Origin of the sequence: Novosphingobium sp. Fuku2-ISO-50, from assembly GCF_001519055.1 — a bacterium.
Classification (GTDB): domain Bacteria; phylum Pseudomonadota; class Alphaproteobacteria; order Sphingomonadales; family Sphingomonadaceae; genus Novosphingobium.
The window spans coordinates 131755-146712 of the sequence record NZ_KQ954292.1; the positions used below are offsets into that span (position 1 = coordinate 131755).

At 65.9% G+C, this 14958-nt stretch carries 12 protein-coding genes; 9 read left to right on the plus strand and 3 right to left on the minus strand.

What is annotated here, in order from left to right; genetic code table 11:
* Nucleotides 1-193: 193 nt before the first annotated feature.
* A complete protein-coding gene (locus AQZ50_RS11970) occupies nucleotides 194-1180 on the minus strand; it encodes a GlxA family transcriptional regulator (RefSeq protein WP_067746694.1) in 987 nt (328 codons plus the stop codon).
* A gap of 140 nt (nucleotides 1181-1320) precedes the next feature.
* Between AQZ50_RS11970 and AQZ50_RS11975 the strand changes: the two genes are divergently transcribed.
* The 8 genes from AQZ50_RS11975 to AQZ50_RS12010 are packed head-to-tail and all read left to right on the plus strand — an operon-like array spanning nucleotide 1321 to nucleotide 8940.
* Nucleotides 1321-2007 (plus strand): corrinoid protein, encoded by a 687-nt coding sequence (locus tag AQZ50_RS11975; protein WP_067746695.1) that lies wholly within the window; start codon nucleotides 1321-1323, stop codon nucleotides 2005-2007.
* A gap of 26 nt (nucleotides 2008-2033) precedes the next feature.
* On the plus strand, nucleotides 2034-2639 hold the full coding sequence (locus tag AQZ50_RS11980) for a DUF1638 domain-containing protein (RefSeq protein ID WP_067746696.1): 606 nt from the start codon (nucleotides 2034-2036) through the stop codon (nucleotides 2637-2639).
* Nucleotides 2632-3072: a methylenetetrahydrofolate reductase C-terminal domain-containing protein gene (locus AQZ50_RS11985; RefSeq protein ID WP_067746697.1), complete on the plus strand. Its 441-nt coding sequence runs from the start codon at nucleotides 2632-2634 to the stop codon at nucleotides 3070-3072. The genes AQZ50_RS11980 and AQZ50_RS11985 overlap by 8 nt, the downstream gene beginning before the upstream one ends.
* A complete protein-coding gene (locus AQZ50_RS11990) occupies nucleotides 3065-4099 on the plus strand; it encodes a methylenetetrahydrofolate reductase (protein WP_067746698.1) in 1035 nt (344 codons plus the stop codon). The genes AQZ50_RS11985 and AQZ50_RS11990 overlap by 8 nt, the downstream gene beginning before the upstream one ends.
* A complete protein-coding gene (locus AQZ50_RS11995) occupies nucleotides 4096-4998 on the plus strand; it encodes a dihydropteroate synthase (RefSeq protein WP_067746699.1) in 903 nt (300 codons plus the stop codon). Before AQZ50_RS11990 ends, AQZ50_RS11995 begins: the two co-directional genes overlap by 4 nt.
* Nucleotides 4999-5001: 3 nt before the next feature.
* Nucleotides 5002-6954, plus strand: a complete 1953-nt coding sequence (locus tag AQZ50_RS12000; protein WP_082703606.1) for an ASKHA domain-containing protein — start codon at nucleotides 5002-5004, stop codon at nucleotides 6952-6954.
* Complete coding sequence (locus tag AQZ50_RS12005) at nucleotides 6951-8474, plus strand: trimethylamine methyltransferase family protein (RefSeq protein ID WP_067746700.1); 1524 nt, start codon at nucleotides 6951-6953, stop codon at nucleotides 8472-8474. Before AQZ50_RS12000 ends, AQZ50_RS12005 begins: the two co-directional genes overlap by 4 nt.
* A gap of 37 nt (nucleotides 8475-8511) precedes the next feature.
* Nucleotides 8512-8940, plus strand: coding sequence for a GNAT family acetyltransferase (locus AQZ50_RS12010; protein WP_067746701.1), 429 nt, complete (start codon nucleotides 8512-8514; stop codon nucleotides 8938-8940).
* Between the two features lie 2 nt (nucleotides 8941-8942).
* Here the strand turns inward: AQZ50_RS12010 and AQZ50_RS12015 are convergent, their stop codons facing one another.
* A complete protein-coding gene (locus AQZ50_RS12015) occupies nucleotides 8943-9794 on the minus strand; it encodes a DODA-type extradiol aromatic ring-opening family dioxygenase (protein ID WP_067746702.1) in 852 nt (283 codons plus the stop codon).
* A 300-nt stretch (nucleotides 9795-10094) separates the two neighbouring features.
* Here AQZ50_RS12015 and AQZ50_RS12020 point away from each other — a divergent pair, with 300 nt between their 5' ends.
* The gene (locus tag AQZ50_RS12020; RefSeq protein WP_067746703.1) at nucleotides 10095-13493 is read left to right on the plus strand and encodes a trifunctional glycoside hydrolase family 18/polysaccharide deacetylase/glycosyltransferase family 2 protein; all 3399 of its coding nucleotides are present in this window, start codon (nucleotides 10095-10097) and stop codon (nucleotides 13491-13493) included.
* A gap of 38 nt (nucleotides 13494-13531) precedes the next feature.
* On the opposite strand, the gene AQZ50_RS12025 is transcribed toward AQZ50_RS12020, so the two are convergent.
* Nucleotides 13532-14953 (minus strand): sensor histidine kinase, encoded by a 1422-nt coding sequence (locus AQZ50_RS12025; RefSeq protein WP_231730251.1) that lies wholly within the window; start codon nucleotides 14951-14953, stop codon nucleotides 13532-13534.
* Nucleotides 14954-14958 lie beyond the last annotated feature (5 nt).

The following is a 14958-nucleotide window of genomic DNA, read 5'->3' on the forward strand; positions in this document are numbered from 1 at the left end:
GGAGTTCCGGGGACAGTATATCTAATTGCAGCAAGGAAGAAGCGGGTTTCCGGTTCAAGGCCGGGAAGACGGGTGGACGGAACGTTGCGCAAGACGATGTTGTGAACGAACGACCGCTTTCCGCGATCCGATTTAAGAGCGCGACGAGCCGCTTTTGGGGCGGAATGCGCCATTGCGGCGACAGCACCAGGCATCAGGCTTTTACCCCCTCCACTTTGTCGCTGCGCCGTTCCACGCGCGGGGGGTGGCCAAAGGCTTCGCGGTAGCATTTGGCGAAATGGGCGGCGGAGGCAAAGCCGGTCGACAGCGCGACTTGCATGATCGGGGCGCTGGTGTGTTGCAGCAAGTGGCGCGCGCGTTTGAGGCGCAAATGCAGGTAATGGCGCGAGGGCGTTGTGGCCAGGTGATCATGAAACAGGCGTTCGAACTGGCGCGGTGACAGCCCGGCGGCGGCGGCGATCGCCTCGATCGGTTCGGGGGTTTCGATCGCGGTTTCCATGCGCGCCAAGGCATCGAGCAGCTTGGCATGGGCCAACCCGGTGCGTTCGCGCAAGGACAGCCGTTGCGGTTCCTCGCTGACGCGCATGCCATGGTGCAGCATCAATTCGGCGACTTCCAGCGCGAGGTCGTGGCCATAATCGCGTTCGATGAAATGGAGCATGAGATCGAGCGGCGCGGTGCCGCCCGAGCAGGTAAAGCGGTCGCGATCGATTTCGAACAGCCGCGTGGTGACATGGAGCGCGGGGAAATTTTCCGCAAAGCTGGCGACATCCTCCCAATGGATCGTGCAGCGATAGCCTTCCAGCAGCCCCGCCCGCGCCAGCAGCACTGTGCCGGTACACACCGAGCCGAGCATCGCCCCCATCCGCGCGGCCCGGCGCAGCGCGGCAAACAGCGCGGGGCTGCCATGGCGTTCGGCATTGAGCCCCGAACAGACCACGATCACGTCGGCGGCTTGTGCTTCGGCCAGCGCGCAATCGGGCGCGATCCGGGTGCGATTGCTTGCGGCGACCACATCGCCGTCGATGGTTGCCGTCTGCCAGTGATAAAGATCGGCGCCGCTTTCGCGATTGGCCGCACGCAGCGCCTCGATCGCCGCCGTATAAGGCATCATCGAGAATTCGGGCACGACCACGAACAGGAAACGACGCGGGGAACACTCAGGCAGGGGCTTGGCCATGGCGCTGGTCCAAAGAGGAAGAGCTTCGTCGTTTTTGGGACAATAACCGTCGGCTTTGCGACAGACAAGGGCCGCCGCCGGGCCCCATTCTGCGCGGGAAAGCGCAGCCGGTGGGGGCTGATCAGGCGGGACGGCAATCCATGAGCGACGAAAACGACGTGATCCTCGATGATCTTTCCGACGAAGACCTCGTCGATCAGATGAAGGACGATCTTTACGACGGCATGGCCGCCGAAGTGCGCGAAGGCACGCAGATCCTGCTGCGGCGCGGCTGGGAGGCGGGCGATATCCTGTCGCAGGCGCTGGTCGAAGGGATGCGCATCGTCGGCATCGATTTTCGCGACGGCACGCTGTTCGTGCCCGAAGTGCTGCAATGCGCGGGCGCGATGAAAAGCGGCATGGAACTGCTGCGCCCGATCCTGGCCAGCACCGGCAGCCGCGCGAGCCTTGGCAAATTCGTCATCGGCACGGTCAAGGGCGACATTCACGACATCGGCAAGAACCTTGTCGGCATGATGCTCGAAGGCGCGGGCTTTGAAGTGATCGATCTGGGCATCAACAACCCGGTCGACAACTATCTCGCCGCGATCGATCAGCATCAGCCCGCCGTACTCGGCATGTCGGCGCTGCTGACCACGACAATGCCCTATATGGGCGTGGTGATCGAGGAACTCGACAAGCGCGGGATTCTCAAGAGCCTGCCGGTGATGGTCGGCGGCGCGCCGCTCAATCAGGAATTTGCCGACGCCATCGGCGCCACGAAATATGGCCGCGATGCCGCCGTCAGCGCGGAGCTGGCCCGCGCACTGGTCGGTCAGAACCACTGATCGCGGGCGGGCGCGGGGCCGCGACGATGGGCCGATGCCTTGTTCTGGCCTGCGGCGCGCTGGCGCAAGAGGTGCTGGCGGTAAAGGCCGCGCTGGGCCTGTCCGATGCGGAGATGACGGTGCAGTGCCTTCCTGCCGAGCTGCACAATCGGCCCGCCGCGATTGCCCCGCGCGTGGGCGACGTGCTGGTGGCAAGGCGGGGGGAATTCGATCGCGTGCTGGTTGCCTATGGCGAATGCGGCACCGGCGGCGCGCTCGATGCGGTGTTGGCGCAATACGACGCGACGCGCCTGCCGCATGCCCATTGCTATGCGCTGTTTGCCGGGGCGGACCGGTTCGAAGCGATCATCGCAGAAGACATCGGCAGCTTTTTCGTGACCGATTTCCTGGCCCGCCATTTCGACCGGCTGGTCTGGCAAGGGCTCGGGCTCGACCGCCATCCGCACCTCTTGCCGGTCTATTTCGGGCACTATCGCCGCCTCGTGCATCTCGCGCAGAGCAACGATGTCGATTTGCGCGCCCGCGCCGAGGCCGCCGCGCAAAAGCTCGGGCTGGCATTCGTGCATCTGCCGGTCGGCCATGGCGACCTGACGGCTGCGCTCGCCACAGTGACGGAGGACGATCGTGTATAGCTTGCGCTTGTGGTCGGTGCGCCATGCCCGCCTGCTCGAAAGCGTCTATCGCATGGGCAACCCGCTGATCGTGGCGGCGCTGCGCCGCGCCCATCGGGTATTCGGGCGGCGCATCGACCGGCCTGTCACCGCGCTGGAGCGCGCGGCCAAAGGGCTGATGTTCGATTGCCGGATGTGCGGCGATTGCCAGCTTTCGCGCACGGGCATGAGCTGCCCGATGAATTGCCCCAAGACCTTGCGCAACGGCCCGTGCGGCGGCGTGCGCGAAAACGGCATGTGCGAAGTGCGCCCCGAAATGGCCTGCGTCTGGGCGCAGGCCTGGCGCGGCGCGGCGCAGATGCGGCACGGCGACGCGATTCGCGACATTGCCGTGGCGGTCGATCATCGCCGCTTTGGCACGTCGAGCTGGCTGCGGATGGCGCGCGATGACTGATCCAAGCCCGCTGTGGCACCCCGGCGATCCCGCCGACCCCGGCCTGCCTTTGCCGATCCTGCCGGGCCATGTCTCGCCCGGACGTTTCGAGCGCGTGCTGCGCGCCGGGCTGTTTGCCGTGACCACCGAGCTGGCCCCGCCCGACAGCGCCGACCCCGCCGACGTTTTGACCCGCGCGCGCGAGTTCGACGGCGTCGTCGATGCGATCAACGCGACCGACGGTTCGGGCGCCAATTGCCACATGTCGAGCCTCGGCGTCTGCGCGATCCTGACGCGCGCGGGCTATTCGCCGATCCTTCAGGTCAGCTGCCGCGACCGTAACCGCATCGCCATTCAGGGCGACATTCTGGGCGCCGCCGCGCTGGGCGTGTGTTCGATGCTGTGCCTTTCGGGCGATGATGTCAGCGTCGGCGATCATCCCGAGGCAAAGCCGGTGTTCGATCTCGACAGCGTATCCTTGCTCGATACCGCGCGCGTCATGCGCGATGAGCACAGGTTCCTGTCGGGACGGCGGCTCGACAGCCCGCCGCGCCTGTTCCTCGGCGCCTCGATCAATCCGTTTGCCCCGCCCGCCGACGCGCGCGTGCATCAGCTGGCCAAGAAAATCGCGGGCGGCGCGCAATTCGTGCAGAGCCAATATTGCTTCGACATCGCCATGGCGCGCGATTTCCTGAACCGCGCGCGCGACAGGGGCCTGCTCGAACGCTGCTTCGTGCTGATGGGCGTGGGCGTTCTGGCCAGCGCCAAGACCGCGAAATGGCTGAAATCGGCGATTCCCGGCGTCCATATCCCCGACGAGACGATCCGCCGCCTCGAACAGGCGGAAAAGCCGCGCGCCGAAGGGCGCAGGATCGCGGTCGAGATGATCCAGCAACTGGCGCAAACGCCGGGCGTCAGCGGAGTCCATGTCATGGCCTATCGCCAGGAAGAATGGGTCGGCGAAATCATCGCCGCCGCAGGCGTCCTCGGCGACCGCCGCCCGTGGTCCCCCGCTTCCCCTCCCTTCGAACAAAGGACATCCGCATGACCAGAACGGTGATCAGCTCGGCCTCGAAAGAGGTCGTGATCGGCTTTGACCAGCCTTTCGTGATGATCGGCGAGCGCATCAACCCAACCGGGCGCAAGCTGCTCGCCGCCGAAATGAAGGAAGGCAATTACGAGCGCGTCATCGCCGACGCGCTGGCGCAAGTGGCCGCCGGCGCCCAGATGCTCGACATCAATGCCGGCATTCCGCTCGCCGACGAACCGGCGATCCTGGCTGAAGTGATCCGGCTGGTGCAATCGATCACCGATGTCCCGCTGGCGATCGACAGCTCGATGGTGGCCGGGCTCGAAGCCGGGCTTGCGGTCTATCAGGGCCGCGCGCTGGTCAATTCGACGACCGGCGAAGACGAGGTGCTCGAGCGCGTGCTGCCGCTGGTCAAGAAATACGACGCGGCGGTCGTGGCGATTTCCAACGACGACAGCGGCATTTCCGAAAACCCCGACGACCGCTTCGAAATCGCCAAAAAGATCGTCCAGCGCGCCGCCGATCACGGGATCAAGGCCTGCGATGTGATCGTCGATCCGCTGGTCATGCCGATCGGCGCGATCAATTCGGCCGGGCGCGACGTGTTCTACCTGCTGCGCCGGTTGCGCGAAGAGCTGAAAGTCAACACCACTTGCGGCGCGTCGAACATCAGCTTTGGCCTGCCCAATCGCCACGGCATCAACAACGCCTTCCTGCCGATGGTCGCAGCGGCAGGCATGACCTCTGCGATCGTCAATCCGCTGCACGAAGGGCTGGTCGCCTCGATCAAGGCGGCTGACGTGCTTAACGGGGTCGATCCCAGCTGCATGGCGTGGATTCGCGCCAATCGCGATCCGAATGCGGAACCTTCGGGCGAAGGGCGCGGCGGGCGGCGCGGCGGACGGCGCCGGGGCTGATCGATGACAGCCGGGCACAACGTCATTTTTACGCCTTCGGGTCTGCGCGCCGTCGCAGGGCCGGGCGAGACCGTGCTCGATGTCGCGCATCGCGCCGGGGTCGATTTGCAATCGATCTGCGGCGGGCGCGGGCTGTGCGGGCGGTGCCAGATCGAAGTGGCAAGCGGCGCCCATGCCAAGTTTGCAGTAACCGCCTGCGAAGCGCACTTGTCTGCGCCCGGCGAGGCCGAAGCGCGGGCCGCGCGGCGCGGCGTGCTCCACGCGGGGCGCCGCCTGGCATGCCGGGCGCAGATTCTGGGCGACGTGGTGATCGACGTGCCCGCCGATTCGCAGGTCCACGGCGCGATCATGGCCAAGGCGGGCACCGCGATCGATCTGCCGCTGATCCCTTCGGTGCGGCTGATCATGGTCACCGTGCCGCGCCCGGCGCTGGACGACAATCCCGCCGATGCGGAAAGCCTGATCGCCGCGCTGCGCATCGATGCGCAGATCGATGCGACCGTGCTGCCCCGATTGCAGCCCCTCCTCGCCGCAAACGAGCGCACGCTGATCGTCGTGTTGCGCGATGAAAGCCTGATCATCGATCTGTGGGCGCCGGGCGTGGCGCATGTCTATGGCGCAGCGCTCGACATCGGCTCGACCTCGCTCGCGCTCTATATCTACGACCTGTCGAGCGGCGATCTGGTGCATCAGGCCGCGGCGATGAACCCGCAGATCCGCTATGGCGAAGACCTGATGAGCCGGGTGAGCTATGCCATGCTCAATCCCGACGGCGCAGCGCACCTGACCGGCGCGGTGCGGCGCGGCGTCGCCGCGATGCTGGCCGCAGGCTGCAAACAGGCGGGGATCGACGCCGATCATCTGCTCGAACTGGTGTTTGTCGGCAATCCGGTGATGCACCATCTGTTTCTGGGGATTTCGCCGGTCGAACTGGGGCAGGCGCCGTTTACATTGGCGACGCGCGAATGGGTCGAATTGCCCGCGAGCGCGCTCGATCTCGGCCTTTCCCGCGCGGCGCGGGTGCAGGCCTTGCCGCTGATCGGCGGGCATGTCGGCGCCGACACGACAGGCGCGTATCTGACGCAGATCGACCGCATGGCCGGGCGCAGCGTGGTCCTGATCGACATCGGCACCAATGCCGAAGTGGTGCTGAGCCATGGCGGGCGCGTGGCCGCGTGTTCGTCCCCCACCGGCCCCGCGTTCGAGGGCGCCGAGATTTCCGCAGGCGTGCGCGCCGCGCCGGGCGCGATCGAGCGCGTGCGGATCGACCCGGCGACCGGTCGCGCGCGCGTCAAGCTGATCGGCGAAGAGGCCTGGATCGACGAGGGCGATGCCGACCTTGCCCGGATCGGCGGCATCTGCGGCTCGGGCATTTTCGAAACGCTGGTCGAGCTGGCCCAGGCTGGCCTGATCGACCGCAGCGGCAAATTGCGCCCCGAAACCGCGCCCGATCGCTTCATTCCCGATGGCGAAGATGGTCGCTTGCGCAAATACGTGCTGATCGACCGCCCGGACAAGCCGATCTGCATCACCCAACGCGACGTGCGCGCGGTGCAGTTGGCCAAGGCGGCGCTGTCGGCGGGGGTGCAATTGCTCGCCGATCATCTCGGCTGTGCCGCGCTCGATGAAGTCCTCCTCGCGGGCGCCTTCGGCACGCATCTCGACCCGGCCTATGTCGCCGCGATCGGGATCGTGCCCGGCGCGCGGGCCGAAACGATCCGCATCATCGGCAATGCCGCCGGGATGGGCGCGGCGACGTGCCTGACCCATGCCCCGTCAAAGGCGCGGATCATCGCCGCGACACGCGCGATCGAAAAAGTAGAAACCGCGACCGAACCCTTGTTTCAGCGGCATTTCGTTGCCGCCATGCCGTTTCCGACCGCACCCGCTGCCGCAGCGGGACGGACCACAGCGGGGCGGACAAAGCGCAGCACCCAGAGAGGAGTCCAGCCATGACCAGACCCGTCCGCAGCGGCCGCCGTGCCCGCAGCGATGCCGCCGCAGCCCCGCGCGCGGCCTATATCACCCGCCGCATTCCGCCCTACGAAGTGCTGGGCGCAGCGGATCTGGCGATCATCGAACACAACGCCGACACGATTCTCGAAGAGATCGGCATCGACATCAAGGACGATCCCGAATCGATCGCGATCCTCGTCGCGGCGGGCGCCAGCGCAACGGGCGACCGGGTCCGCTTTCCACGAGGCATGTGCCGCGCAATCATCCGCGCCAGCGCGCCCGCGATCTTTACCCAGCATGCGCGCAATCCGGCCAACAATGTGCAGATCGGCGGCGATGCCATGGTGCTCGTGCCCAGCTACGGCTCGCCCTTCGTCTACAGCCGCGAAGGCGGGCGGCGTTATGCGACGATCGAGGATTTCCGCAATTTCGTGAAGCTGACCTACATGGCGGATTCGCTGCACCATTCGGGCGGCACGATCTGCGAGCCGGTCGACTTGCCGGTCAACAAGCGCCATTTCGACATGATCTATTCGCATATCCGCTATTCGGACAAGGCGTTCATGGGCTCGGTGACGCATCCCGACCGCGCCGAGGATTCGGTGGCGATGTGCAAGATCGTGTTCGGCGATGATTTTGTCGAAAACAACTGCGTGCTGGTCAATCTGATCAATGCCAATTCGCCGCTGACGTTCGATGCGACGATGCTCGGCTCGCTCAAAGTCTATGCCCGGCACAATCAGGCGACGATGATCAGCCCGTTCATCGTCGCCGGCGCGATGTCGCCGGTCACTGTCGCCGCCGTCGCGGCGCAGAGCCTGGCCGAAGGCATGGTCGGCATGGCCCTGGCGCAGCTCGTGCGGCCCGGCGCGCCGGTGATCTATGGCAATTTCGTCTCGTCGATGTCGATGCAGTCGGGTGCGCCGACATTCGGCACGCCCGAAGCTTCGCTGGTCATCAATGTCGGCGCGGCGCTGGCGCGGCGGCTGGGCGTGCCGTTCCGTTCGGCGGGCGGCTTTACCAGTTCCAAGGTCGGCGATGCGCAGGCCGCCTATGAAGCGGCCAACACGCTGCAACAGGGCCTGATCGCCGGGGTCAATTTCATGCTGCACACGGCGGGCTGGCTCGAAGGCGGGCTGGCCATGGGCTATGAAAAATTCGTCATGGATGTCGATCAGGCGGCGATGATGGCGATCTATGCCCATGGCGTCGACATGAGCGAAAACGGCCAGGCGATGGACGCGCTGCGCGAAGTCGGCCCGGGGCAGCACTTCCTCGGCTGCGCGCATACCCAGGCCAATTTCAAGAGCGCGTTCTATCGCTCGACGATTTCCGACGCCAACAGCTTTGAACAATGGCACGACGAAGGCGCGCTCGATGCCGAAGCGCGCGCCGAAAAGCTCTATAAACGCATGTTGGCCGACTATGTCGCGCCCGCAATCGACCCCGACATCGATGCCCGGCTGCAGGCGTTCATCGCGGAACGCAAGGCCGCCTTTGCGGATTCGAACGTCGGCTGATCTTGCCAGGGATCGGGGCCGCTGCCATCGCCATGGCATGAGCGACGACCCCGCATCCTTGCGCACAGCGACCGCCGACGACGCGCCTGCCGTGATCGCCCTGTGGCAGGCGGCGGGACTGACCCGTCCGTGGAACGATCCCGTCAGCGATTTTGCCAAGGCCGTCGCGCATCCCATGGCACGCGTGCTGCTCGCCGAGCGTTTGGGGCAAGCGCTGGGCACCGTCATGATCGGCTATGACGGCCATCGCGGCTGGTTCTATTACCTCGCCGTCGCGCCCGCAGCACAGCGGCAGGGTATCGGCCGCCTGCTGGTGCGTGCGGGCGAAGACTGGTTGACCGCGGTCGGCTGCCCCAAAGCCATGCTGATGGTGCGCTGCGACAATGCGACCGTCGCGGCATTTTACCAGAGCCTCGGCTACGAGCCGCAAGCCGTAACCACGTTCGGCCGACGGCTCGACGGCTAGAATCAGGCGGCGACCATCCCCAGCCGGTCAAACCCGGTCGGCGTGGTGTCTTCGCCAAAGCGCCAGGCGGACGCGGTGACCCCGCCGCGCAAGTCGGCCTGCGAATAGATGCACGTCGCCGGATCGGCGCCCGCCGCGCCGACCGCGACCATCAGCGGAATCAGGTGATCTTCGCGCGGATGGGCGATGCGCGCGGCCGGGGCCGCGTCCCAATGTTCCAGCGCGACAATCCGCGCCGCCGGGTCATGACCGGTCAAACTGCGGCGCAACCATGCGTCGAAGGCCGCCGAGGGCGCCGCCGCGCGCGGGTCGAACATGCGCAGATTGTGATAGCTGAGCCCGGAGCCCATGATCACCACGCCTTCGTCGCGCAACGGCGCCAGTGCCGCGCCCAGCGCGATGTGTTCATCGGGATCATAGCCATGGCGCATCGACAGGCTGACCACCGGGATCTGCGCATCAGGATACATCGGCTGCATCATCGAAAAGGTGCCGTGATCAAACCCGCGCGACGGATCGTTGCCGATCGCGATGCCTGCCGCACGGCCAAGGTCGATCACGCGCGCGGCCAGTTCGGGCGACCCCGGCGCGGGATAGGAAATGTGATAGGTATGTTCGGGAAAGCCGTAATAGTCATAGACCATGCCCGGCTTTGCCGCGCTCGACACGGTAAAGCCCGGCTCTTCCCAATGCCCCGATACTGCCAGAACCGCGCGCGGCGGCTCGGGCAATTGCGCCGGAAGCGCCTTGAGCGAGGCTTCGAGCCAGTCGAAGCTGCGGCGGAATTCGCCATCGAGCCACGGCCAGGGGCCGCCGCCGTGCGACAGGAAGAAAACGGGTTGGCGTTTGGTCATGCCGGGTGTCTAGCGCGACTGCGCCGACAAGGGCAGTTGGAAAGTCTTGCACGGGCGCATTCCAGATATTCGAACAAGGCGCGCAAACGAGGCGACGGTTTGCAGCGCATTTTCCGTAAATGGCCAATCGGTAATGAAATGCTCACCGCCTGTTCGCATCTGCACACCTACCCGTGCCGGTCGGCGATGGGCAGTCGGCTTTCGATCGCGACGTGACGGTCCCCTGTTACGATTCGTTCCCGGCTGTCCATCGTCACCTGGTTGATGCTATAGGCCGGCCAGACCAAACCGGGGACCAGTGTGCAACGTCCGATTTTTTTCGATCCCACCGGCCGCCGCCGCCGCTGGACACGCCGCGCCATCTTTGCCGCAATCGCCTTGCTGATCATCACGGCGCTGGCCTTTGCCACCACGGTCGCCACGGTTCCGGCTTCCCAGCCGCTCAAGCTTGGATTCGAACGACCGCAGCCTTTGCCGCTGCGCACCCAGGTCGGGCGGCTGTCGCGCAGCATTTCCAACTTGTTCGGTCGGCGCAGCGTTCGCGCCGTGACCCAGTCGCAGAACCTGACGGTCGGGTTCTACTCCCCGTTTGGCGGAGGCGCGATCGAAAGCCTCAAGCGCCAGGTGGGCCAACTCGACTGGATCGCCCCGACGCTGATGTCGATCGATCACCAGGGTAATTTCATCGCCGGCGACAATGCGCCGATGCGCCGCGTGCTGGCGGGGCAAGTGCGCCGCCCGCTGGTCGTCGATGTCGTGCAGAACGTCGCAAACGGCATTTGGGATGGCCCAGCCACGACGCGCGCGCTGGCCAATCCGGTACAGCGCGCCTCGCTTGTCCGCAGCATCGATGCCGCGCTCGACGCCAACAACGACGCCGGGGTGATGATCGATTTCGAGGCGATGCCGCCCGCAGGTATCGCGGTGTTGCGCCAGTTCCTTGGCGAATTGCACGCGCGGCTGGCGCCCAAGCACCGGCTGGTCAGCGTCACCGTGCCGATCGACGACGAAGCATGGAATGTCCGCTCGTTCGCCCAGGTCGCCGACAAAGTCGTGCTGATGGCCTATGACGAACACTACATGACCGGCACGCCCGGGCCGATCGCATCGAACGCCTGGTTTGTCAGCCACATGAGCGATGCGCTCAAGGGCGTTCCGGCCAACAAGGTGATCGTTGCGCTGGGCAGCTATGCCTATGACTGGCACGGCGGCGATGCCGACCCGCTGACGGTCGAAGAAGCCTGGCTCTCGGCGCTCGATTCGGGCACCCGCCCGTTCTGGGACAAGAACAGCGGCAACGCGGGCTTTGCCTTCAACGACGACAACGATGCCAATCCCGCCACCCCCGGCATTCGCCACGACGTCTGGATCCTCGATGCCGCGACGAGCTGGAACCAGATGCAGGTGCTCGGCCAGATGGGCATCAATTCGGTCGCGCTGTGGCGGCTGGGCTCGGAAGATCCGGGCTTCTGGACCGCGCTTTCAAGCTGGCGCCAGGGCGGCGGGCGCGGCGGCAAGCCTTTGCCCAATCTCGGTGCCTTGCGCGAAATGACCAACGTCGACATCGAAGGCAATGGCGAGATACTGCGCGTCGATGCCGTGCCGCGGGCGGGGAACCGCACGCTGAATTACGATCCGCATTCGGCTCTGGTGCTCAACGAAGCCTACGATCAGCTGCCGATGCCCTATGTCGTGCGGCGGACCGGCGACAAGCCAAAGCAGATCGCGCTGACCTTCGACGACGGCCCCGATCCCAAATATACGCCGCAGATCCTGTCGGTGCTCGAACGCTATCACGTGCCCGGCACGTTCTTCGTGATCGGCGAAAACGGGGTGCAAAACCGCGGGATTCTCGAACGCACGGTCGCCGATGGAAACGAGATCGGCAACCACAGCTATACCCACCCCAACATGGCCGATGTCAGCGACACCGGAATCCGGCTCGAACTCAACGCCACCCAGCGCCTGATCGAGGCCTATACCGGACGATCGACCCGCCTGTTCCGCGCGCCCTATTTCGGGGATGCCGAGCCGAGCACGCCCGACGAACTCGGCCCCGCGCTGATCGCACAGCAACAAGGCTATACGATCGTCGGCCTGCACGGCGATCCAGGCGACTGGCAGAAGCGCACGGCCGACGACATCTATCAACGCACGGTCAATGCCGTCGAACAGGCCACGCCCGACCGCACGGTCAATGTCGTGCTGCTCCACGACGGCGGCGGCGACCGCAGCCAGACCGTGCTGGCGTTGCCCCGTATCATCGAAAAGCTGCGCGCCGACGGCTATACCTTTGTCCCGGCTTCGGCGCTGGCCGGGCTCAACCGCGATGCGGTCATGCCCAAAGTCGAAGGCTGGGATCTGGTCGCGGTGCGGGTTGACGTCGGCATCTTCGCCGTGCTGGCGACGCTGCTGTCCGGGCTCAAATGGATGTTTTTCTTTGCCATTGCGCTCGGCGTGATCCGCGCGCTGGGAATGACCGCGCTGGCGCTGTTTGCCGATCGCGACGAAGACATGCAGCCGCCGGTCGAAGACGGGAACGGGGACGGGAACGGGAACGGGAACGGGGACGCGTCCAGCCGCCCGCTGGTTTCGGTCATCATCCCCGCTTTCAACGAAGAGCGCGTGATCGAAAGCTCGGTGCGTCGCATCCTTGCCAGCGGCTATCACCCGATCGAAGTGATCGTCGCCGACGACGGATCGAAGGACCGCACCAGCGAAATCGTCGCGGCGGCATTCGGCGACAACCCGAGTGTGCGCCTGATGACCATGGTCAACGGCGGCAAGGCGCGCGCGCTCAACCGCGCGCTGGCGCAAGCCAATGGCGAAATCATTGTCGCGCTCGATGCCGATACACAGTTCGAGCCGGAGACGATCGCCCGACTGGTGCGCTGGTTCGGCAAGGAGGACATCGGCGCGGTCGCGGGCAATGCCAAAGTCGGCAATCGGGTCAATATCGTCACCCGCTGGCAGGCGGTCGAATATATCACCGCGCAAAACATCGAACGCCGCGCGCTGACCCGGTTTGACGCGATCATGGTCGTGCCCGGCGCGGTCGGCGCCTGGCGCCGCAGCGCGCTGGAAGATGTCGGCGGCTATCCCGAAGACACCCTGGCCGAGGACCAGGATCTGACTATCGCGATCCAGCGCCACGGCTGGAAAATCGCCTATGACGAAGATGCCGTCGCCTGGACCGAAGCGCCCGAAACGCTGCGCGCGCTCGGCAAGCAGCGCTTCCGCTGGGCCTATGGCACGTTGCAATGCCTGTGGAAGCACCGCTCGGTGCTGCGCGAGCGGTCGCCTTCGGGGCTTGCCTTTGTCGGCATGCCGCAGGCCTGGCTGTTCCAGATCGTCTTTGCGATGATTTCGCCGCTGATCGATCTCGCACTCGCGGTCTCGATCATCGGCACGATCGTGCGCATTTCGCAGCACGGCTGGGCCCAGACCCAGTCCGACGTCTTGCGCATGGGGATCTACTGGATCGGCTTCACCGCCATCGATGTCGCCTGCGGGTGGGTCGCCTATCGCCTCGACGTTCGCGAAAAGCACTATCCCGCGCTGTTGTTGCTGGCGCAGCGCTTTGTCTATCGCCAGTTGATGTACGGCGTGGTGATCCGCGCGGTCGGATCGGCCTTTGCCGGGCTCGGCATCGGCTGGGGCAAGCTGGAACGCACCGGGCGCGTCAACACGCAAGGGTAATCGGGCTGGAGCGTGGTGCAGATTTGTTGCAGCACGCTTTAACGCGGCAGGTGCAGCGTGGCGAGCAGGCCACGCCTGCCCGGCCCATCGCCGTCCGCCAGCGTGAATTCGCCGCCGTGGAGCCTGGCAACCGCCTGGACCATCGCCAGCCCGAGCCCGCCGCCCGGCAGCGTGCGCGCGTTGTCGAGCCGGATAAAGCGTTCGACCGCGCGGTCGCGGTCTTGCGGCGGGATGCCCGGGCCATCGTCGAGCACTGCAATCCCGGCCATTCCCGGCCCCGCCCCGGCGCCGGGCCCGGCCGACGTGCTCAAGACTACGCGCCTCGCCCCGTATTTCAGCGCATTGTCGATAAGATTGGCGATCGCCCGCGACAGCAGTTCGCGATCGCACGTCACCACCACGGGCTCGAGCCGGGTTTCGAGCAGGACTCCCGATTGTTCGGCCAGCGGTTCATACAATTCGGCCATGTCTTCAACCACCCGGGCCAGATCGATCGGCAGCCGCCGGTCGGCCACCGCCCCGCCTTCCAGCCGGGTGATTTCCAGCGCGGTATCGAGCATGTGCCGCAATCCGTCGGCATTTTCGCGCGCCGCCTGCAAGGCTTCGAGCGCCACCGGCTCTTCGACCCGGTCGAGCGCGGTATCGATCGCCGCAGACAGCCGCGCCACGGGCGAGCGCAAATCATGGGCGAGCGAGGCCGAGACCGAGCTCAGCTCTGACACCAGCGTATCGATGCGTTCGGCCATGCGGTTCATCTGCAGGCGCAAATGATCGAACCCGTCGCCGCTGTGCGATTCGGGCAGACGCGCGCCGAAATTGCCCGAAGCGAGCTGCGCGGCAGTCTCGGCAATGGCATGGGTGCGCCGGCTGATCTCGACTCCGAGCAAGAGTGCGCTGGCCGTGGCAAGCGCCACCGCGACAAGGATGGTCAGCCCCCCCGCCGTGGCAAAGGCAAGATTGAACCGGCTTTCGGTCGCGCCCATCACCCCCACGATCAGACGTTCGCCATCGGACAATTGCCCGGCGATCGCCATGCCCTCGATGTCGGGAATATCGGACCCCAGATGCACCATCACCGGGCGCGGGCGCGGCGCGATGTCAAGCGCCGGGACGCGCGCCAGATTGCTGAGCAGCGGGGGCGCCCCGCCGGTCAACGCGATGAACACGGTCGGATCGGCGGCGCTGCCCTGCTGACGGACGATCATCTGCGCCAATGCGGGGCGACCGCCCTGGAGATACGTCGCCAGCAAGTCGTCGCGCACGTCGAGCACCTGGCGCACGCGATCGGCGCGCACCACGTCGAGCATCTGCCCGCGCAGAAAGAAAATGGCCGCCGCACTCGACAGCAATTGCAGCACGAACACCGCAGCGACCAGCCACAGCATGGTCGGCGACAGGCGACGCGGATTGCTTGTCCGCGCGATCCTCCCCGGCCCCGGAAGGATCGGCAGGGCGCCCATAGCGT

Coding starts and splice junctions, on each gene's coding strand:
- AQZ50_RS11970 (WP_067746694.1), bottom strand. CDS start 1,180: ATGGCCAAGCCCCTGCCTGAGTGTTCCCCGCGTCGTTTCCTGTTCGTG.
- AQZ50_RS11975 (WP_067746695.1), top strand. CDS start 1,321: ATGAGCGACGAAAACGACGTGATCCTCGATGATCTTTCCGACGAAGAC.
- AQZ50_RS11980 (WP_067746696.1), top strand. CDS start 2,034: ATGGGCCGATGCCTTGTTCTGGCCTGCGGCGCGCTGGCGCAAGAGGTG.
- AQZ50_RS11990 (WP_067746698.1), top strand. CDS start 3,065: ATGACTGATCCAAGCCCGCTGTGGCACCCCGGCGATCCCGCCGACCCC.
- AQZ50_RS11995 (WP_067746699.1), top strand. CDS start 4,096: ATGACCAGAACGGTGATCAGCTCGGCCTCGAAAGAGGTCGTGATCGGC.
- AQZ50_RS12000 (WP_082703606.1), top strand. CDS start 5,002: ATGACAGCCGGGCACAACGTCATTTTTACGCCTTCGGGTCTGCGCGCC.
- AQZ50_RS12005 (WP_067746700.1), top strand. CDS start 6,951: ATGACCAGACCCGTCCGCAGCGGCCGCCGTGCCCGCAGCGATGCCGCC.
- AQZ50_RS12010 (WP_067746701.1), top strand. CDS start 8,512: ATGAGCGACGACCCCGCATCCTTGCGCACAGCGACCGCCGACGACGCG.
- AQZ50_RS12015 (WP_067746702.1), bottom strand. CDS start 9,794: ATGACCAAACGCCAACCCGTTTTCTTCCTGTCGCACGGCGGCGGCCCC.
- AQZ50_RS12025 (WP_231730251.1), bottom strand. CDS start 14,953: ATGGGCGCCCTGCCGATCCTTCCGGGGCCGGGGAGGATCGCGCGGACA.